Below are 19,546 nucleotides of genomic sequence, written 5' to 3' on the forward strand. Positions count from 1 at the left end.
CTACTGCCCGCTCTCGGAGTTGAGGCTGTCGATCTTCTTCCCGGCCGCGGCGAGACCGCTGGCGGCGTCCTTCGCCTTGCCCTGTTCGAAGTCGAGCAGGGACGCGCGCCAGGAGTCCATGTCCTCGACGCCCGCCGGGGTGAGCGTCTTGTAGGAGGAGTGCGGGTTCTCGAAGATGTCGACGAACGGCTTCCAGTGCGGATCGTCGCGCTTGTCCCAGGCCTTGAGCGCGGCGAACGTGGTCGGGATGTTGTAGACCGTGTCGGCGAGGGTGTTCAGGAACGTGGTGTCGGTGGTGAGCTGCTGGAGCGCGAAGAACGCCTCCTGCTTGTGCTTCGAGCCGGCGGACAGATAGGCGACGGTGCCGAGCGTGGTACCCGCGCCGTAGGTGCCCGAGGATCCGTCCAGGACCGGCATCGGCACCACGCCGTAGTCGAAGTCCTTCTTCAGCGAGGCGATCTCGCCGACGTGCCACTCACCGTCGTACTCCATCGCCGCGGCGCCGGTCAGCAGCGGGTTGCCCGCGTCGTCGGCGTGCGGCTGGTAACGGCCCACGAACTTCTGCACGTTGGCCTTGCCGTAGTAGTCGATGAGGTCCTGGTCCCACTTGAGCAGCTGCTGCCACTTGGGGTCGGAGGCGAAGGTGGTCTTGCCGTCCTTGCCGTAGAAGTCGGTGCCGCTGTGCGCTCCGACGTAGAGGTAGCGGTTGACGTCGAAGTCGGAGCGGGGGACGAAGCCGTAGGTCTTGATGGAGCCGTCCGCGTTCTTGACGGTCAGCTTCTTGGCGGCGGCGGTGAGTTCCGCGAGCGTCGTGGGGGGCTTGGTGATACCGGCCGCGGCGAACATCTTCTTGTTGTAGTAGAGCGCGAAGGCATCGGTCAGCAGCGGCAGCGCGCACTGCTTGTCCTCGTAGCGGGTGTAGACGAGGGTCGCGGGCGGGAAGGTCTTGGCCGTGTCGATCTTGGCCGAGGAAAGGTAGGGGCCGACGTCGGCGACCGTGCCGTTGTAGCAGAACTTCGCCACGTTGTCGGGCGTGGAGCTGATGAACACGTCCGGCGGATCGCCCGCGGCGACCGCCTTGGCGTAGGCGGCGTCGTCCTTGTTCGGCACGAACTTCACGGTCAGCCACGGGTACTTGGTGTGCAGCTGGTCCAGTGTCGCCTTGAACGCCGCGACCTCGTTGGGGAGGTGGTTGAACGTCCAGACCGTGACGGTGGTGGCCTTGTGCGAGGCACCGGGCGTGATGGCGGACGCGGGCTTGGAGTCGGCGGGCCCGCTGGATGTACAGCCGGTCAGCAGCAGTGCGCCGGCGGCGGTGGCCGCGATGGCCCCGGTGATAGGTTTGAACACTGATCGTCCTTCCTCGGAGACGGGATTCCCTGGGTGACGGATCGGTCGTCGGTCGGTCGGGCGTGGCAACGCCCGGTGACCAGGAGCGGCGGCGCTGTCCGGCAAGACGGCGTCGCCGCGGTGTTTCAGGGCTGTGGGACGGGAGTGGTGGCGGCGGCGAAGGCGGCCTCCCGGGCCAGCTCCGCCGACATGGTGGTTGCTCCGGTGAGCACGGCGTCCTGGCCGAGGCCCGACGCGACGACGGGCGGCCGGAACGTACTGAAATCGGCCAGATGACGGTCGACCGGCTCGAGCAGCAGGTCGCCGTTGGCGCCGATGGCGCCGCCCAGCACGATGAGTGCCGGGTCGATCAGGGGGACGACGCAGGCCACCACGTAGGCGACGCTGCGTGCGGTGTCGTCCACGATCTCCAGCGCGCCGGGGTCCCCGGCGCGGGCGAGTTCGAAGACGGTGCGCGGGCTGCCGTCACCGGGCAGTCCGAGCCTCTGGGCCCGGTCGCTGATGTAGCGCGCTCCCAGATGTTCCTGTACGAGGTCCCGGCGCTGTCCGGCCGGCGCGACCATGCGGTCGCTGGGCAGATAGCCGGCCTCTCCGGCCACGCCGGTGGCGCCCCGCCGGACCCGGCCGTCCACGACCAGTCCGAGGCCGAGTCCGACCCCCAGGCTGACCAGGACGAAGTCGTCGGTGTCGGTGCCGCGGCCATGGGTGCGCTCGGCCAGCGCCGCGAGGTTCACGTCGTTCTCCAGGACCAGCGGCACCGGTACCGCACGGCCGAGCGCCTCACCGAACCCGCGGCCGGCGTCGGGCAGTCCGGTGGCGTAGGACAGGTGGCGGCCGTCCGGGCCGACCGCGGCCGGCATCCCCATGACGACCTGGGTGATCTCCGCCAGCGGGCGTCCCACCTGCTCGGCCAGGTCCACGCACATGTCCAGGATCTGTCCGACGAGCGCGTCGGCGCCCCGCTGCCCCTGCTGTTCGGACTCGGCGTGCCCCCGTACCCGGCCGGTGACGTCGGCGACCGCGGCGCGGATCTTCCGGTGCCCGACGTCGACGCCGATCGCGAAGGCGCAGTCGGCGTTGACCCCGTACTGCGCCGGTGCCGGACCCTTGCGGCCCGTCACCGGGCCGACCTCGGTGATCACCCCCCGCTCCAGCAGCAGCGCGACCGCCGCGGCCACGGTGGGCCGCGAGAGCGTGATCCGCCCGGCCAGATCGGTGGTCGTGACGGGACCCGCCTCGTCGATCGCCTCCAGCACGGCACGGCCGTTGAGCGAACGCAGCAACCGCTGCGGACCTGCTGGATAACGGCGGGTCACGGGGCCCCTCATCTCGCCATCGACTCTGTAAGAAAGAAAGTTGCTTATTTATACGCTCGCGCATAGCCGGAATCAACCCTGGCCGCGAACAGGGTTGCCGAGTACTTCGTCAGTGCGATTCGCGGCTGACTTCGGACCCGCTGGAGCCGACGAGGAAGTCCAGGTCGGCGCCGGTGTCGGCCTGCAGGACGTGGTCCACGTAGAGCCGCTCCCAGCCGCGCCGGGGCGTGGCGAAGCCGGTGACGGTGGCCTCGCTGGGGGTCCTGCGGGCGAGTTCGCCGGCGGGTACGTCGACGTCGATACGGCGTGCCTCTACGTCGAGGGTGATGAAGTCCCCGGTGCGCACCAGGGCGAGCGGGCCGCCGGCCGCGGCCTCCGGGGCCACGTGCAGGACGACGGTGCCGTAGGCGGTGCCGCTCATCCGGCCGTCGCACACGCGGACCATGTCGCGGACGCCCTGTTCGAGGAGCTTCTTCGGCAGCGGCATGTTGGACACCTCGGGCATGCCCGGGTAGCCCTTGGGACCACAGCCGCGCAGGACGAGCACCGAGTCGGCGTCCACGTCGAGCGAGGGGTCGTCGACACGGGCGTGGAAGTCCTCGATCGAGTCGAAGACGACGGCCCGGCCACGGTGTCGGAGCAGATGCGGGGAGGCGGCGGCGGGTTTGATCAGCGCGCCGTCGGGGGCGAGATTGCCCCGCAGTACGGCGATGCCGCCCTGGGCGACCAGGGGCTCGGCGCGGGTGCGGATGACCTCGGTGTCCCAGATGGGGGCGTCGTCGAGGTGGGCGACCAGCGGGGTGCCGGTGACGGTCAGGGCGTCGGGGTCGAGCAGGTCGCGCACCTCACGCAGGACGGCGAGCAGACCGCCGGCGCGGTGGAGGTCGTCCATGAGGAAGCGGCCGGCCGGCTGGAGGTCGACCAGGACGGGCACACGGGAGCCGATGCGGTCGAAGTCGTCGAGCGTCAGGTCGATCCCGAGCCGGCCGGCGATCGCCAGGAGGTGCACGACGGCGTTGGTGGAGCCGCCGACGGCGGCCAGCGCGACGATCGCGTTGTGGAAGGAGGCCTTCGTCAGGAAGGTCCCCGGACGCCGGTCGGCGGCGACCATGTCCACCGCGAGCCGTCCGGTGAGGTGCGCGGCCTCGAGGAGCCGGCTGTCGGGTGCGGGGGTGCCTGCCACGCCGGGGACGACCGTGCCGAGGGCCTCGGCGACCAGGGCCATCGTCGAGGCGGTGCCCATGGTGTTGCAGTGGCCGCGGCTGCGGATCATCGCCGATTCGGAGCGGGTGAACTGGTCCTGGGAGAGCGTGCCGGCCCGGACCTCCTCCGACAGCCGCCACACATCGGTGCCGCAGCCCAGCGGGGTGCCTCGGAAGGTGCCGGTCAGCATCGGGCCGCCGGGGACGACGACGGCGGGCAGGTCCACCGAGGCGGCGGCCATCAGCAGCGAGGGGATCGTCTTGTCGCAGCCGCCCAACAGGACGACCCCGTCGAGGGGATTGGCCCGCAGCATCTCCTCGGTGGCCATCGCCGCCATGTTGCGCCACAGCATCGCGGTGGGCCGCACCTGGGTCTCGCCCAGCGACACCACGGGCAGGTCCAGCGGGACACCGCCCGCCTCGTACACGCCGTTGCGCACCGAGGCCGCGACCTCGTGCAGATGCGCGTTGCAGGGGGTCAGGTCCGAGGCGGTGTTGGCGACGGCGATCTGCGGACGCCCGGTGAAGGCGTCGTCCGGTGCGCCGCGGCGCATCCAGGCCCGGTGGATGTAGGCGTTGCGGTCCTGACCGGCATACCACTGTGCGCTGCGGAGCTTCACCATCGAGCCTTTCCAACAATCGGTACGGTGGTCTAGGGTCCGGAACGCCATGAAGCATAAGCAGGTGCGGTACCCCGACGGCACAGGGCTGGGCGCCTCATGCGCGCGTTCGTCCTGACCGCCCCGGGAGAGTGCTCCGTGCGGGAGGTCCCGGCACCGGTCGCGGCGCCCGGCGAGGTCGTCGTGGACGTCGAGCGGGTCGGGGTGTGCGGCACCGACGTGGAGTTCTTCACCGGCGAGATGGCCTACCTCCACCGCGGGCACTCCGCCTATCCGATGCGGCTGGGCCACGAGTGGGCCGGGCGGGTGGCGGCGGTCGGCGACGGCGTCGGCCCTGCCTGGGCCGGCCGGCGGGTCATGGGCGACACCATGCTCGGCTGCGGCGCCTGCCGGCGCTGCCTACGGGGTCACCAGCACGTGTGCGAGCAGCGTCAGGAAGTCGGTGTGCGCGGGGGCCGGCCCGGTGCCCTGGCGGAGCAACTCGCGGTGCCGGTCTCCTCGTTGCACGTCCTGCCCGACTCCGTCGACGCCGAACTCGGCGCGCTGGTCGAGCCGGGCGGCAACGCCCTGCGCGCGGCACGCGCCGCCGAACCCCGCCCCGGGAAACGGGTGTTGGTCCTGGGGCCCGGGACCATCGGGCTGCTGGCCGCCCTGTTCCTGCGGGCCGCCGGTGCGGAGGTGCACCTGATGGGCGCGACCGCCGGCTCGCTCGCCTTCGCCCGGAGCCTGGGCTTCACCCACGCGTGGCCGGAGGGCTCCGTCCCGGACCTGCCGTACGACGCGGTCGTCGACGCCTCCAACGCCGTGCACCTGCCAGGACTCGCCCTCGAGACGGTCGAGCCGGGCGGGCGGGTCGTGTATGTGGGACTCGCCGGTGAGCCCAGCCGGATCGACACCCGCGCGCTCGCTCTCAAGGACGTGACCGCGGTCGGGGTCCTGTCCGCCTCCCCCGGGCTCGCCGCCACCATCACGGCGTACGCCGACGGATCCGTCGATCCCCGGCCGCTCGTCGCCGCGACCGTGGGCCTGGACCAGGTCGGCGCCGTTCTGGCGGGCGACCGTCCGCAGGGGGCCGGTCCGGGCCCCAAGATCCACGTCGATCCACGGCTGCCCTGACAGGAACTCGCCGGTCACCCCCGTCGGCGGCCCGGCCGCGTCAGTACGAGACGTCGATGTAGTCGATCTCGGTGAACTCGACTTCGAGTTGGTCGGCGCGGCGTCCGCCGTCCTTGAAGTACACCTCCTGGATTCCCTCGGCGATGACCTCGTTGGGGGTCTGGGCGCCGAGGCCCTGCTGGGCGTCGAACAGGCGCCGGGCGTAGTCGGCCGACAGGTGGACCGTGATACGCCGCTGCCGGCCGTCGTCCGTCGTGCCGATGGGCGCGCTGTAGCCGAAGCGGGCGCGGGCCTCGACGACGATGCCGGTCGCGGCGGCGGCCTGCCTGCGGCGCCGGTCCCGGACGCGGGGCTGCCAGCGGGCGCGTACCGCGGCGTCGATCCGGGCGGCGACGTCCTGCGGGGGGTGCTTGCGGGCGCCGCGCCGGTAGCGGTTGACGGAGTCGGCGGTGACGCCGATCTCCTGGGCGACCGCCTTGGCCGTCTTGAGCTGTCTGAGCAGGAAGTTGATCCGGCCCTGAAGGGTCTTGGGCGGTACCCGGGTGAAGGCTTCCTCGCCCGCGCGGTCGACGGCCTCGTTGATGAGGGCGTCGTCGGTGTCGGCGTTGCCGGGGCGGATGCGTCGGGCCATGGCCTACTCCCCTTCGTCCAGGACGGCGTCGCCGCCCTTGATGTGGCGGGCGGGGTTGTGGCCCTGCTCGATCAGGTCGACCGCCCAGGCCATCTCCTGGACGCCCTCCAGCTTGCAGAAGCCCGGGTTCACACCGATGCGGAAGGTGCCGTAGACGGGGGTGCCGTCGCCGTTGGACGGCAGGAAGTCCAGCGGGGAGGGGCCGCGGCTGGCGTAGACGACGCAGTCGGAGAGCACCGCGAGAGGGTACAGGCCGGTCAGGGTCGCCAGCTTGGCCATCTTGCGGTGCGTGTTCACCCGCGCCTTGGCGATGACGGCCGCGCGGATGTCGGGGCGCCAGGTGGGGCGTTCCAGGGCGGGCCAGCGGTCGCCGTCCCGGTAGTGGCGGCCCTGGGGGCGTTCGCGGAGTTTGCCGATGCCGCCCTTGACCGTCGACTTGATCGCCGTGAGCACCATCGCGCCCTGCCGGTGCCGGCGGAGAAGGGCCGCGAGGTCGGCGTCGCCCATCCGCGTCGTGCGCGGGTCGCCGAGCGCGCCGCGCAGGTCGTCGAGGAGGGTCTCGTCCGCGGTGGCGTACGTCTTGTGCAGGGCCATGGCGTGCAGGAACGCCACCGGGTCGGTGTCCTTGTCGACGGGGATGCCCATGTCCGCGCTGGTGGCGAGGTAGGCGTCCTTGAGGCGGTCGTGCCAGGGGTCCAGGTAGGCGCCCGTCTCCTGGCGCAGATACGCCTCCGTCGGGCGGACCTCGACGCCGAGCTCCTCGGCGTAGGCCAGGGTCGGGGTGGTGTACCAGCCGGGGCCCTCGGGAGGCAGGCCGGTGGGTGTGAAGGGGCTCGGCAGGGACGGGTCGAGCTCGATGCGGGAGAGGTCCACCCGCCAGGTGCCCGGGACCTTCTTGTCGAACACGGGCGCGTGGACGTGCACCGGCTCGCTCAGCCCGACGGTGAGGCGGGCGGCGGCCGCGAGGAAGGCGGTGTTGATGTCGATGCCCACCGCGTAGGGCAGCAGACACTCCTCGTCGACGAGGAGTCGTGGGTCGCGCACCCACTGGTAGGCCTCCTCGTCGAGGAAACCGCCCTCCCAGTCCTGCGCGACGGGGTGCTCGGCCGGGGCCTCCGGCGGCGCCGGGTCCACCGGGCCGGTGAGTGCGCCGGGGTTCGGTCCGGAGACCCAGGTGCCGCTCGCGTCGTCCTTGACGGGACGGGTCGTGGGCCGTACCGCCGTCATCAGCTCCAGGCCGGTCACGGCCGTCGAGCCGCGCGGGGTGAGCACCCGGGACGCGAACACGCCGAGGACGCGGGCGAGATCGGCGGGGTGCAGCCCGGCGGCGTCGCCCCAGGCGCGGGAGTCCAGCGCGTCCCACGGCAGGATCGCCAGCTGGACACACTGCCGCCGGCCGTCCTGCGCGGGCCGGTAGATCCGCGGCCAGGGGCCGAACCCGCGCTGCGTCAGCTTCCACTTCGCCCTCGCGAGCTGCTTGACGACCGGGTGGTCCTCGGCCAGGCGCAGGCCCCGGCGGTCCTCGAGCCGGTCCGGCAGACCGAACCGCGCGGCGGCCGAGGCGGTCAGCACGATCAGCGGGTCGGAGTCCTTGCCGTGCCGGTGCAGCCGGGCGGCGCCCAACGCGGACTCCTTCAGCACCCACTCCACCAGCTGCGGGACCGTGGTCGCCGGGCACTCCAGCAGCAGCCCGCCGAAGCAGTACGCCGTGCCGTCCCCGTCCAGGACCGCGAGCGGTCCGTTCGGGAAGCGGGCGTCGGCCACGGGCTCGGCCGCCGCCCTGGGCCCGGCCGCACGGCGTGACACCGACGGCACCGGCCTCGCGCTGCCGGCCGGGCGGGGCGTGGCGATCGCGGCGGACGCCGGGCGCGATGGGCTCGCGGGGGTCGGGGGCGGGGTCAGGGGCGGGATCGGCTCGGCCTCCGGTTCCGCGGGGTACTTCGCCGCCCAGCCCTCCAACAGCCGTAGATACGCCTGCCGTTGCGGGACACGGGGTTCGGACCGGCCCGTCTCCCAGTTCTTCACCGTCTGCTTCGTCGTCCGCAGCACCTGGGCCAGCCGGGCCTGGCTCACCCCGGCCGCGTCACGCAGCCGGGCCCGCTCCCCCGGCGGCGGCAACTCCGGCTCGCCCGCGAGCAGTTCGTCCACCGCCGCGAACAGCTCTTCCTGGCTGGGCTTCTGCTGCATGCGCCACCTCCGCCGTCACCCTAGCGGAGGTTAACCACGAATTGATTCACATTCTTATTCTTGAATTGCCTGCTCCTCCGTGGCCGGGCCCCGGCCGCCCGGGTGGCGCAGGGCGCACAGGTAGCCGATGCCCAGGGCGACGGCCATGCCGTAGAACACCCACTGGTTGGCCTCGGCGAAGTCCATGCGGACCGAGGACATCGCGTCGCGCATGGCCGTGGCGGCGGGGCCGTCTCCGGTGGGGGTGCGGGTGTCCGCGTGGCCGGTGATCTGCTGGGTGACGTCCCCGGCCACGGAGTGGGCCGTGCCGGACGGGACGCCGCGGCTCCGGAGGGTGTCCACGACGTGGTCGGTCATGGTGTGGGTCAGCATGGTTCCGAACACCGCCAGGCCGATGCTCGCCGCGTAGTTGCGGACGGTCTGGGTGATGCCGGTGACCTCGCCGTAGGAGGCGTCGAGGGCGCGGTTGACGGCGTCCGTCGAGGCGGGGGCGAGGATGAAACCGATGCCGGCGCCGGCGAGGGCGGCGTAGGGCCACTGGTCGTGCATGGAGAGGTCGGTGAGTTTCCCGGCCCACAGCGCGTAGCCGACGGCGCCGACCACGCAGCCGGTCTTCATCGTCGGACGCGCGCCCCGCTTGTCGAGGATGCGACCGCCCCACTGGGAGGCCAGGGCGAAGCCCGCGAAGAAGTACAGCAGGTACAGCGCGGCCTGGTTGGGCGAGGCGCTGAGGGAGACCTGGGCGTAGACCGAGGCGAAGAAGAACAGGGGGACGAACGCCATCATCGCGAAGAAGAGGACCAGGTTGTCCACGGCGAAGGCGCGGTCGCGGAACACCGCCAGGTTGATCAGGGGGTGGCGGGTGCGGAGTTCGTAGCGGCAGAAGACGTACAGGAGGACGAGGCCGCCGACGATGCAGGCCCAGGTCGCCACGCTGTCCCAGCCCCAGGCCGAGGCCTGCTGGAAGCCGAGCACGCCCAGCCCCATGCCCGCGGCGATCAGGAGCGCGCCGACGACGTCCAGGGGCTCGTCGCGGCGCCGGTCGGAGATGTGGGCGAGCGCGGTGAGGATCAGGGCGACGATCGCCACCGGGACGTTGACCCAGAAGATCGCACGCCAGGTCCAGGAGGTGAGCCAGCCGCCGAGCAGCGGCCCGATCGCGGTGAGGGCGCCGGTGAGGCCGAAGAACAGGGCGAGGGCGCGGCCCCGGCGCTCGATCGGGAACACCGCCACGACCACGGCGAGCGCGGCCGGGAACAGCAGTGCGGCGCCCAGCCCCTGGGTCGCCCGGAAGACGACGAGCCAGGCCAGTGCGTAGTCCCCGGCCGGTACGCAGCCGCACAGGACCGAGGACGTGACGAAGAGCAGGGTGCCCGCCACCACGACCCGGCGCGGGCCCCACAGGTCGGCGAGGCGTCCGCCGAGCGCGAAGAACGCGGCCAGGGCGAGGAGGTAGGCGTTGACCACCCACTGCATGCCCGAGGTGGAGAGGCCGAGTTCGGAGACGATGTCGGGCGCCGCGATCGACACGATCGTCTGGTCGATGAAGGTCATCGCCACCGCGAACATCATGGCCGCGAGCGCCAGCGACTGGGACGAGGTGCGGCCGGCGCCCAGCGCGTTCCTGTTCCGTCCGATGTGCGTTCCGCTCACCCGGTCAGTCTGCGCCCGTGATCGGTAGGGCGCATCCGGGCCGATCGGGGCGGGACGGCACGGCCGGCGACGTCCCGTTGAGAAGGCGCGGCCCCGTGGTCGATGATCGGCGCATGACATCTGGGCAGTTCGATTTCGATGTGGACGCGTTTCTGGCGGAGCCGCTCACCGCCCGGCTCGCGACAGACGGGCCCACCGTGCGGCCCGTCTGGTTCCTGTGGGAGGAGGGGGCGTTCTGGGTGATGACGGGTCCGTGGGCGCGGTTGCCCGAGCGGGTGGCGAAGGACCCGGAGGTCGCGCTCGTGGTGGACGAGTGCGATCTCGCCACGGGGCGGATCCGGCAGGTGACCGCCCGTGGGCGGGGCGAACTCGTGCCGTTCGACGTAGCGCGCGGCAGGCGCAAGCTGACCCGCTATCTGGGACCGGACGAGTCCCTGTGGGATGCGCGGTTCGTGGGTTACCTGTACGACGACACGGGCGAGTACGGCGGCGCGATGTGGCTGCGTCTGGTGCCCGCCTCGCTCTCGGCGAAGGACCTCAGTTACTCGGTGTCCCCGGCCGCTTCGCCCTCGGCCACTTCACCGTCTTCATCGTGAGGGGCGAGGTGCGATCGGGCGGCTCCCGACCACACCGGAGGCAGGAGCTGCGCAGGTTGCCGGAGAACCGGACACTAACTGCTGTACACACTGGGGCCGTTGGGGCTTATGTTGTGCGTTGAACCATCTCTGCCCCTGCCCTGCGAAAGACGGATCGCTGCCCATGACCGAGAACTCCGCCACCACCGGACCCGCGGAACACCAGAAGATCGACGCGTCGGTGCCGCACTCGGCGCGGATCTGGAACTACTGGCTGGGCGGGAAGGACAACTATCCCGTCGACGAGGAGGCCGGCGACGCCTACACGGACGTCTTCCCCGGCATCGTCACCATCGCCCGCAGCAGCCGCGGCTTCCTGAACCGCAACATCACCTACCTGGTCGCCGAGGCGGGCATCCGGCAGTTCCTGGACGTCGGGACCGGTCTGCCGACCGCCGACAACACCCACGAGGTCGCCCAGCGCATCGCCCCCGAGGCCCGGATCGTCTACGTCGACAACGACCCGATGGTCCTGGCCCACGCCCGCACCCTGCTCTACTCCACGCCGGAGGGGGCGACCTCGTACATCGACGCCGACGTGCTGGACACCGGCCGCATCCTCGCGGCCGCCGCGCAGACGCTGGACCTGACACGGCCGACCGCGCTGATCCTCAGCAACATCCTCGGGCACGTCGCCACCTACGAGCAGGCCCGCTCGATCGTCACGGACCTGATGGGCGCGCTGCCGTCCGGGAGCTACCTCTCCATCAACGACGGTTCGGCGGGCATCGATCCCGTCTTCGAGCAGGCGCAGGACGCGTACAACCAGAGCGGCGCCGTCCCCTACAACCTGCGCACCGTGGAGGAGATCACGTCCTTCTTCGACGGTCTGGAGCTGCTCGACCCGGGTGTCGTCTCCGTTCAACAGTGGCGGCCGTTGTCCACCGCCCCCACGCCGAAGGTCATCGGCGAACACGGCGGACTCGCCCGCAAGCCGTGACCCCGTGCCGGCGGCAGGTCCTCACCCTCGGCGCAGGCGGAGGGTGAGGATCTGGAACGGTCGCAGGGTCAACCGCACGACCCCGTCGGCGAGTCGATGGCTCGCGAGGTCGGACAGCGGGCGTTCCAGCAGGTCGGTGGTCTCGGCCGAGGCGAGCGGGAAGCCGGGGGTGAGGGCGGCCCGCGCCCGCACTCCCCGGGCCTCGTAGAGCCGGACCACCACGTCCCCGCTGCCGTCGTCGGCGAGCTTGACCGCCTCGACCACCACTCCCTCGTCGTCCACGCGGACCAGCGGCGCGACCGGGGCGCCTCCCCGGTGGACACGTTCCGGAAGGTTCAGCCGATACCCCTCGCGTACGGCGTCCATGACGTCGGCGCCGACCAGCAGGGCGTAGCGCAGGCGGTGGGTGCCCTGGTCCTGGTCGGGGTCGGGGAAGCGGGCGGACCGCAGCAGGGAGAGGCGGACCGTGGTGGTGGTGCCGCCGTCGGGGCGGACGTCGCGGGTGATGTCGTGGCCGTAGGTGGAGTCGTTGACCAGGGCCGCGCCCCAGTCGGGTTCGCCGACGTGCAGGAAGCGGTGGGCGCAGACCTCGAACTTGGCCGCGTCCCAGGTGGTGTTGGTGTGGGTGGGGCGCTCGACATGGCCGAAGGGGATCTCGGCGGTGGAGTGCGCGGCACGTATGTCGAGCGGGAACGCGGCCTTGAGGAGCTTCTCCCGCTCGTGCCAGTCGACGACCGTGTCGACGAGCAGCCGCCGTGAACCGGCCGGCAGGGACAGCGTCTGCTCGATCCGGGACGCGCCGAACACCCGTACGACGCGTACGGTGCCGTCCTCGCCGGCGGTGACCGACTCGGCCTCGGTGAGGTCGCGGACGTTGTTGCGGTAGAAGGCGTCGATGTCCCAGGCGTCCCACTGGTTGGGGAAGTCCTGGTGGAGCTGGAGGAGGTTCCCGCGGGCGCCGGGGGCGAGGGCCTCGCGGTCGGCCGTGAGGTCGTAGGCGGAGGTGATCAGCCCGTCCGTGCCGTCGACCGTGAACCGGACCAGGCCGTTGTCGAGGACGAAGGCGTCGGGGGTGGTGGCGGGGGCGACCGGGGCGGAGGGGTCGGCCGGGCGGACGGTGGCGCCGAAGGCGGGGACGCCGGCCCGGGCGTGCGGGGCCGCGTTGAAGACCAGGGTGCCCTCTCCGCCACCGGCCAGTGCCCGCTGTGCCGACTCGATCAGTGCCTCCAGTTCCCGGGCCACGGCGGCGTACGTCTCCTCGGCCTCGCGGTGCACCCAGGCGATGGAGGTGCCGGGGAGGATGTCGTGGAACTGGTGGAGCAGGACCGTCTTCCAGAGGCGGTCCAGGGCGTCGTACGGGTAGGGGTGGCCGTGCCGTACGGCGGCGGTGGCGCACCACAACTCGGCCTCGCGCAGGAGGTGTTCGCTGCGCCGGTTGCCCTGCTTGGTGGCGAGCTGGCTGGTGAGGGTGCCGCGGTGGAACTCCAGGTAGAGCTCGCCGGACCAGACGGGGGCGCCGCCGGCCGCCTCGTACTCGGCGTGGGCGCGGGGGAAGAAGTCGGCGGGTCCCTCGATGTCGATGCGCGCGGAGCCCTCCAGGTCGGCCATGCGGGCGGCGCGGGCCAGCATCTCGCGGGTGGGACCGCCGCCTCCGTCGCCGTAGCCGAAGGGGACGAGGGAGCTGTTGGTCCCGGCCTTGTCCTGGAAGTTCCTTACGCTGTGGGCGACTTCGGCGCCGGAGAGTTCGCCGTTGTAGCTGTCGACGGGCGGGAAGTGGCTGAAGATCCGGGTGCCGTCGATGCCCTCCCACCAGAAGGTGTGGTGCGGGAACTTGTTGGTGGTGTTCCAGGAGATCTTCTGGGTGAGGAACCAGCGCACCCCGGCGAGCTTCATCAGCTGGGGCAGGGCGGCGTTGTAGCCGAAGGTGTCCGGCAGCCACATCTCCTCGGTCTCGACGCCGAACTCCTCCAGGTAGAACCGTTTGCCGTGGACGAACTGGCGGACCAGCGCCTCGCCTCCGCTGAGGTTGGTGTCGGGTTCGACCCAGAGGCTGCCGGCGGGTAGGAACTGCCCGGTCTTCGCCTTCTCCTGCGCGCGGGCGTAGACCTCGGGGCGGTGCTCCTTGAGCCAGGCGAGCTGCTGCGCCTGGGACATGACGAACTTGAACTCCGGGTGGTCGTCCATGAGCTGGGTGACGTTGGAGACCGTGCGGGCGACCTTGCGGACGGTCTCGCGCAGTGGCCACAGCCAGGCGGTGTCGATGTGGGCGTGTCCGACGGCGGAGATCCGGTGCGCGCTGGCGTGCGCGGGAGAGGCGAGAGCCGGCGCCAACTCGGCGCGGGCGGCGGGCGCGCTGCCGCCGATGTCTTCCAGGTCGACGGCGTCCAGGGCCCGTTCGGCCGCGCTCAGCAACTGCCAGCGGCGTGGGGAGTCGGGGGACAGCTCGTGCATGAGCTGGTCGAGGACGTCGAGGTCCTGGACGAGTTCGTACACCGGCCGGTCGACCACCGCGAGGTCCAACCGCCTCAGCCGGTACAGGGGTTCGCCGGGGTCGGCGGCCGGGTCGCCGAGCCAGGGGGCGCGTCCGCCGACCGTGGTGGGGCCGAAGGTGAGTTCGCCGGGCGCGGTGTGCATCACGACCGGGTTCGCGGCCGCCTCGATGTAGACCGTGAACTCCTCTCCCCCGACGGCCGATTCGGTGACCGGCAGCCAGGTGTTGCGCGGGTTGAGGGCCTTGACCGGGGTGCCGTCGGCGCGATGGACGAGGCCCTCGGCGGAGAAGCCGGCCGAGTGGGTGGCGAAGCCGAGGTCGAGGACGGCCTCGACGGGCAGTCCGGCCCAGTCGGCCGGGATCGTGCCGCTCACCCTGAACCAGCTCGTCGTCCAGGCGGGGCCCCATCGGTCGCCCGTCCGCGCGGGGCGGTAGGGGGCGGTCAACCCCTCGCGCACGGGGACGGGTTCCCCGGGGACGTCCCAGACCTCGACCCTGAGGGGGACCGCCCGGGCGTGGACGGCGGGCCGTATGCGCTCGTTCAGCACCCGGCGCAGCCGCCGCTCGGTGAGTTCGCGGTCGTTGTGCATGGATCTCTTCTCCGTGGGGGGCAGGAACGGGGGCTTCCGGAAGTGGGGGCTCAGCCCTTGAGGGCGCCGCCGAGCGCGAAGCCGCCGCCGAGCTTGCGGGACAGCAGCAGGTAGAGCATCACGACGGGGAGCGAGTAGATCAGCGAGAACGCGGAGAGCTGCCCGTACTGGGTCTGGTCGTGGGCGCTGAGGAAGGTGAACACGCTGACGGAGGCGGGGAGTTTCTCCGGGGAGAGCAGGAGGATGAAGGGGACGAAGAAGTTCCCCCACATGCCGATGAAGGTGAAGATGGTGACCACGGTGACGCCGGGCCGCATCAGCGGCAGGATGACCCGCCACAGCACCTGCATGGTGTTCGCGCCGTCGATGCGGGCGGCCTCCTCCAGGACGAGCGGTACGCCGTCCATGAAGCTCTTCATCAGCCAGATCCCGAACGGCAGCGCGGCGGCGGCCAGGAACAGGGTGGTGCCGGGCATCGAGTCGATCAGGTTCACCTGCACGAACATGCTGTAGACCGGGATCATCACGGCGGTGATGGGCAGGCCGGTGGAGAACAGGATCGTGTAGAGGAAGGGGCGGCGCAGCCGCGAGCGGTAGCGGGACAGCGGGTAGGCCGCCAGGACCGACACCACCACCGTGATGAGCGTCCCGAAGCCGCACAGCAGCAGGCTGTTGAGCATCGGCCGGTAGGTGGTGTCGACGTTGAGCACCGCGTCGAAGTTGTCGAAGGTCAGCGAGTCCGGCCACTTCAGGCGGAAGGTGTTGAGGTCGCTGACCGAGGCGAGGACCATCCACAGCAGCGGCAGGACGTACGTCAGCGACACGGCCAGCAGGACGAGGTCGACGGCGGTGCGTCCGAGGCGCGAGCGGCGGCGGCGCGACGGGCGCGGGCCGACGGCGTCGACGTGCCGGGCTGTGCCGGCGCGGGGCGGGGTGGCGACGGCCATCAGGCGTCCTCCAGTTTCAGCAGCCGGATGTACACGGCGGAGAACAGGGCGCCGACCACCAGCAGCACCAGGGCGATGGCGGTGCCGTATCCGATGAGGCTGTTCTGGAACGCCTGCTGGTACATGAAGACGGGCAGGGTCTCGCTCTTGTTGCCGGGGCCGCCGCGGGTCATCGTGTAGATCAGGCCGAAGACGGAGAGCGTCTGGAGCGTGATCAGCATCAGGTTGGTGAGGATCGCGCGCCGGATGACCGGCAGGGTGACCCGCCACAGCCGCTGCCAGGGCCCCGCGCCGTCCATCTCGGCGGCCTCGGTCAGCTCCTGCGGTACGTCGTTCAGGGCGGCGGAGAACACCATCATCGAGAACGCCGTACCGCGCCAGACGTTGGCGAGGCAGACGGCGAGGATGGGCAGGGTGTAGAGCCAGTTCTGGGTCGGCAGGTGCAGGGCGTCGAGGATCGAGTTGAGGGAGCCCTGGTCGTAGAAGAAGGCGTACATCAGATAGCCGGCGACCACCTCGGGCAGCACCCAGGCGGCGATGACGACGCCGTTGGTGAGCGAGCGGACCGGCTTGGACGCCTTCTCCATCAGGACGGCGAGGGCGAGGCCGAGGGTGTTCTGGCCGACGACGGCGGAGCCGACGACGAACACGAACGTGAGCCGTACGGCGTTGAGGAAGTCGCTGTCCCCGAAGGCGCGGGTGAAGTTGTCGAGGCCGGTGAAGTGGGTGCCGGTGGCGCCGGTGAGCTGCATGTCGGTGAAGGCGTAGTACACGCAGTAGGCGATCGGTCCGGCGAGGAAGACGGCGAGCAGGATGACCGCGGGCAGGGTCGGCAGACCGCGCAGCAGGCTCCGTACGGGCGCGGGCGCCCCGCGGGACCGGCGGCGGTGGCCGTCGGTCCCGCGGGGGGTCGTGGTGAGCGTGGTCACGAGGTGCCCTTGACCGTCTTGTCGTCGCCGACGGCGGCGGCGACGTCGCTGTCGTAGGTGGCGGCGGCCTTGTCGACCGAGGCCTGGCCGGTGGTCACGGACTCCATGGCCTTCTGGATGGCGGTGGAGACCTGGTTGTAGGCGGGCAGACCGGGGCGGTAGTGGGTGTCCGCGACGAGGGCCGTGAAGAACTCGTTGGTGGGGACGGACTTCAGATACGTCGGGTCGGTGGCGACGTCGGTGCGGGTGGCGATGGTGGCGTTGGTCGCGTTCCACTGCGCCGAGTTGGTCTTCGTCTGGACGGTCTCCAGGAACTTCCAGGCGAGGTCGGGGTTGCCGGCCTTGGCGGGGACCGACCAGGCCCAGCCGCCTGACATCGATGTCCTGCCCGGGGCCTGGCCGTTCTGCGTGGGCATGGCCGCGGTGCCCATGGTGCTCTGCCAGTCGGTCCACGGCTTGGCGCTGGTGGAGCCCCAGTTGTTGGGCATCCAGGAGCCGTCGATGTCGATGGCGAGCTTGCCCTCGGGGATCAGCTCGGTGCCGACGGCGGTGCCGAAGTTGGCGCCGAGCGCCTGGTCGACGGCGGGGCCGAGCTTCTCGCCGAACACGGTGTGGACGAAGTTCAGGGAGTCCTTGAAGCCCTGGCTGCCGACGACCCACTTCTTCTGGCTCGCGTCGTAGAGGGACTTGTCGCCGGCCGGGGTGCCGTACAGCAGCATCTCGAAGCCCTGCATGGAGGATGCCTCGCCGCCGGCGGTGCCGGTGTAGAGGTTCAGGGGGGTGACGCCGGGCAGCTTCGCCTTGATCTTTCTCGCGGCGGCGAGGACGTCGTCCCAGGTCTTCGGCTGCCAGGGCACGGAGATCCCGGCCTGGGCGAGGAGCTTCTTGTTGTACCAGATGCCGCGGGTGTCGGTGTTGTCCGGGACGCCGTACACCTTGCCGTCGGCGGCGCCGGTGACCGCGCCCTTGGCGGCGGTGGCGTACTTCGACCAGTCGGCCCACTTGGCGGTGTAGGCGTCGAGGGGTTTGAGGTAGCCGCCCGCGATGTCGGAGTTGATCAGCGCGGTGTCCTCGTAGACCAGGTCGGGGGCGGTCGAGGGGGACCGCATCATGAGCTGGATCTTGGTGTAGTAGTCGTTCTCGGAGGCGGTGACCGGGACGAGGGTCACCTTGCTGCCCGGGTTGGCCTTGGTGAACTCCTTCACCATCGAGGCGAGGAAGTTCGCCTGGAGCTTGTTGCTGCTGTTGAGGTTCTGCCAGTAGACGACCTTGATGGATTTGCCCGAGCTCCCGGAGGAGCCCGAGCCGCAGCCGGTGGCGGCCAGGGCGGTGACTGCGGTGAGGGCGGTGGCGATGGCGAGTTTCGAACGCACTGTGGTTCCTCCGGAACGGAAAACCTGGAGAGAAGCTGCGAGGGGGACCGGCCGCGACGGCTCTTCTCGGGTCGCGCCTCCCTTGCGCGACCCTGCGCGACCGGTCCGTTCGACCCGGTTTGGTGGGCGACAGCTAAATCCAATGGATGGACTAAGTCAACGCTTCCGGCATGTAAACTTCCGGCCATGTGGCGTGGTGTGATGGGGCGGACGTCACGGTGTGGACACGAGGCGGGGGTCAGGTGATGGACAGGTGACGACGCTCGGCGGCACGAATCTGCCGCGGGTCGGCGGATACAACCAGGCCGTGGTGCTGGACGCCATCCGGACCCGGGGCACGGTCAGCCGGGTCGAGCTGGCCGCGCTCACCGGCCTGACCAACCAGACCGTCTCGAACGTCGTCCGCAAGCTGCTCGACGCCGGCCTCGTCACGGAGACCGGCCACGCACCGTCCAGCGGCGGCAAGCGCCGCACCCTGCTCTCCCCGCGCCCCGACGGCGCCTACGCCGTCGGCGTCCATCTCGACCCCGACTCGGCCGTGATCGTCCTGGTCGACCTGGCGGGCAAGGTGATCGTCAGCCGCCGGCTGCGGCTCACCGCGCCGGACGTCCCCGCCGACGTGGTGGACCGGGTCGCCCGTGCGGTCCAGCGGCTGATCGGGCGCTCCGCGGTGGACCCGGCCCGGCTGCTCGGCCTGGGCATCGCCGCGCCCGGCCCGATCGACGGCGCCTCGGGCTGCGTGGTCGAGCCGCCGAACCTCCCCGGCTGGGACCGCGTGCCCCTGGTGGAGATGTTCGCCAAGGCCACCGGCCTGCCCGTCGCCCTGGACAACGACGCGACCGCCGCCGCGATAGGCGAGCGCTGGATCGGCGGCGAGTCACGGGCCGGCAGCTTCCTCTTCATCTACCTGGGGACCGGCATCGGTGCCGGCATCGTCCTGAACAACACGGTCCTGCACGGCGATTCGGGCAACGCCGGGGAGTTCGGCCATATGCCCGTGGAGCCGGGCGACCGGGTCTGCCACTGCGGCTCCACCGACTGCCTCGGCCCCTACTGCTCCCCCGCCGCCATCCTCGACGACCTGCTGCGCCGCCACGGCCGTACGGCCGCCGACCGCATCGGCCTGGCCGGCACGCCCGACTCCCTCCACGACGACTGGCGGGCGCTGCGCAGGGCCGCCCGCACCGGCGACCAGGACGCCCGGGACGTCGTACGCCGTGCCGCCCGCCGGATCGCCCAGGCCACCCGGGGCGCCGCCAGCCTGCTCGACGTCTCCCGGGTCGTCCTCGGCGGCGAGGCGCTGCGCGGTATCGAGCCCATCCTGCTGGAGGAGATCGACAGTGCCGTCAACCGCACGTCGGTCGCGCGCTCGATCCGCCGCGTCGCGATCGAGCGGAGCGTCATCGGCGACACGGTGGGCGCGATCGGCGCCGCGTCACTGGTCCTGCACGGCAACTACGCGCCGGGATGGCGGCTGCTGACGGACTCGGCGGACTGAACCGGGCCCGTTGACGACCTTTTGGCGTACGGGAGTTGAACACTCCGCAGGTTGACCGTGCGCCCTTC

General features: G+C 71.3%; 14 protein-coding genes. 4 read left to right on the forward strand and 10 right to left on the reverse strand.

Annotated elements, in window-relative coordinates:
- From ACFPIH_RS08485 to ACFPIH_RS08495, 3 genes are all read right to left on the reverse strand, one after another.
- Positions 1–1,350 (reverse strand): ABC transporter substrate-binding protein, encoded by a 1,350-nt coding sequence (locus tag ACFPIH_RS08485; RefSeq protein WP_381169820.1) that lies wholly within the window; start codon positions 1,348–1,350, stop codon positions 1–3.
- 125 nt (positions 1,351–1,475) lie between these two features.
- Positions 1,476–2,666 (reverse strand): ROK family transcriptional regulator, encoded by a 1,191-nt coding sequence (locus tag ACFPIH_RS08490; protein ID WP_381169822.1) that lies wholly within the window; start codon positions 2,664–2,666, stop codon positions 1,476–1,478.
- A 109-nt stretch (positions 2,667–2,775) separates the two neighbouring features.
- The gene (locus ACFPIH_RS08495; RefSeq protein ID WP_381169824.1) at positions 2,776–4,491 is read right to left on the reverse strand and encodes an IlvD/Edd family dehydratase; all 1,716 of its coding nucleotides are present in this window, start codon (positions 4,489–4,491) and stop codon (positions 2,776–2,778) included.
- Positions 4,492–4,587: 96 nt separating this feature from the next.
- On the opposite strand from ACFPIH_RS08495, the gene ACFPIH_RS08500 reads away from it, so the two are divergent.
- Positions 4,588–5,604, forward strand: coding sequence for a zinc-dependent alcohol dehydrogenase (locus tag ACFPIH_RS08500; RefSeq protein ID WP_381169826.1), 1,017 nt, complete (start codon positions 4,588–4,590; stop codon positions 5,602–5,604).
- Between the two features lie 40 nt (positions 5,605–5,644).
- Here the strand turns inward: ACFPIH_RS08500 and tpg are convergent, their stop codons facing one another.
- Genes tpg through ACFPIH_RS08515 form a run of 3 tightly spaced genes read right to left on the reverse strand, consistent with a single transcriptional unit; the run spans position 5,645 to position 9,994 of the window.
- Positions 5,645–6,235, reverse strand: coding sequence for a telomere-protecting terminal protein Tpg (gene tpg / locus ACFPIH_RS08505; RefSeq protein WP_381169828.1), 591 nt, complete (start codon positions 6,233–6,235; stop codon positions 5,645–5,647).
- 3 nt (positions 6,236–6,238) lie between these two features.
- Complete coding sequence (gene tap, locus ACFPIH_RS08510; protein ID WP_381169830.1) at positions 6,239–8,422, reverse strand: telomere-associated protein Tap; 2,184 nt, start codon at positions 8,420–8,422, stop codon at positions 6,239–6,241.
- Between the two features lie 54 nt (positions 8,423–8,476).
- Entirely contained in the window at positions 8,477–9,994 is a 1,518-nt protein-coding gene (locus tag ACFPIH_RS08515; protein ID WP_381169976.1) for an MFS transporter, read from the reverse strand.
- A 194-nt stretch (positions 9,995–10,188) separates the two neighbouring features.
- On the opposite strand from ACFPIH_RS08515, the gene ACFPIH_RS08520 reads away from it, so the two are divergent.
- Together ACFPIH_RS08520 and ACFPIH_RS08525 are read left to right on the forward strand one after the other, a co-directional pair.
- Positions 10,189–10,671, forward strand: coding sequence for a pyridoxamine 5'-phosphate oxidase family protein (locus ACFPIH_RS08520; RefSeq protein ID WP_381169832.1), 483 nt, complete (start codon positions 10,189–10,191; stop codon positions 10,669–10,671).
- A 163-nt stretch (positions 10,672–10,834) separates the two neighbouring features.
- The gene (locus tag ACFPIH_RS08525) at positions 10,835–11,650 is read left to right on the forward strand and encodes an SAM-dependent methyltransferase (RefSeq protein WP_381169834.1); all 816 of its coding nucleotides are present in this window, start codon (positions 10,835–10,837) and stop codon (positions 11,648–11,650) included.
- 21 nt (positions 11,651–11,671) lie between these two features.
- Here the strand turns inward: ACFPIH_RS08525 and ACFPIH_RS08530 are convergent, their stop codons facing one another.
- The 4 genes from ACFPIH_RS08530 to ACFPIH_RS08545 form a co-directional block, all read right to left on the reverse strand.
- Positions 11,672–14,731, reverse strand: a complete 3,060-nt coding sequence (locus ACFPIH_RS08530; RefSeq protein WP_381169837.1) for an alpha-mannosidase — start codon at positions 14,729–14,731, stop codon at positions 11,672–11,674.
- A gap of 50 nt (positions 14,732–14,781) precedes the next feature.
- Complete coding sequence (locus tag ACFPIH_RS08535; RefSeq protein WP_381169839.1) at positions 14,782–15,678, reverse strand: carbohydrate ABC transporter permease; 897 nt, start codon at positions 15,676–15,678, stop codon at positions 14,782–14,784.
- On the reverse strand, positions 15,678–16,526 hold the full coding sequence (locus ACFPIH_RS08540; RefSeq protein ID WP_381169978.1) for a carbohydrate ABC transporter permease: 849 nt from the start codon (positions 16,524–16,526) through the stop codon (positions 15,678–15,680). The genes ACFPIH_RS08535 and ACFPIH_RS08540 overlap by 1 nt, the downstream gene beginning before the upstream one ends.
- A 77-nt stretch (positions 16,527–16,603) precedes the next feature.
- The gene (locus ACFPIH_RS08545; protein WP_381169841.1) at positions 16,604–17,980 is read right to left on the reverse strand and encodes an extracellular solute-binding protein; all 1,377 of its coding nucleotides are present in this window, start codon (positions 17,978–17,980) and stop codon (positions 16,604–16,606) included.
- Between the two features lie 253 nt (positions 17,981–18,233).
- On the opposite strand from ACFPIH_RS08545, the gene ACFPIH_RS08550 reads away from it, so the two are divergent.
- Positions 18,234–19,478 carry an ROK family transcriptional regulator gene (locus ACFPIH_RS08550; protein ID WP_381169843.1) on the forward strand — a complete coding sequence of 415 codons (1,245 nt, stop codon included), beginning with the start codon at positions 18,234–18,236 and terminating at the stop codon, positions 19,476–19,478.
- The last annotated feature ends 68 nt before the right edge of the window (positions 19,479–19,546 follow it).

The organism is Streptomyces vulcanius, from assembly GCF_042653945.1.
Classification (GTDB): domain Bacteria; phylum Actinomycetota; class Actinomycetes; order Streptomycetales; family Streptomycetaceae; genus Streptomyces; species Streptomyces mangrovi.

What these genes read in the sequence shown, in the direction of transcription:
- ACFPIH_RS08530 (WP_381169837.1), bottom strand. Translation starts at nt 14,731, where the DNA reads ATGCACAACGACCGCGAACTCACCGAGCGGCGGCTGCGCCGGGTGCTG.
- tap (WP_381169830.1), bottom strand. Translation starts at nt 8,422, where the DNA reads ATGCAGCAGAAGCCCAGCCAGGAAGAGCTGTTCGCGGCGGTGGACGAA.
- ACFPIH_RS08495 (WP_381169824.1), bottom strand. Translation starts at nt 4,491, where the DNA reads ATGGTGAAGCTCCGCAGCGCACAGTGGTATGCCGGTCAGGACCGCAAC.
- ACFPIH_RS08515 (WP_381169976.1), bottom strand. Translation starts at nt 9,994, where the DNA reads ATGATGTTCGCGGTGGCGATGACCTTCATCGACCAGACGATCGTGTCG.
- ACFPIH_RS08525 (WP_381169834.1), top strand. Translation starts at nt 10,835, where the DNA reads ATGACCGAGAACTCCGCCACCACCGGACCCGCGGAACACCAGAAGATC.
- ACFPIH_RS08535 (WP_381169839.1), bottom strand. Translation starts at nt 15,678, where the DNA reads ATGGCCGTCGCCACCCCGCCCCGCGCCGGCACAGCCCGGCACGTCGAC.
- ACFPIH_RS08520 (WP_381169832.1), top strand. Translation starts at nt 10,189, where the DNA reads ATGACATCTGGGCAGTTCGATTTCGATGTGGACGCGTTTCTGGCGGAG.
- tpg (WP_381169828.1), bottom strand. Translation starts at nt 6,235, where the DNA reads ATGGCCCGACGCATCCGCCCCGGCAACGCCGACACCGACGACGCCCTC.
- ACFPIH_RS08500 (WP_381169826.1), top strand. Translation starts at nt 4,588, where the DNA reads ATGCGCGCGTTCGTCCTGACCGCCCCGGGAGAGTGCTCCGTGCGGGAG.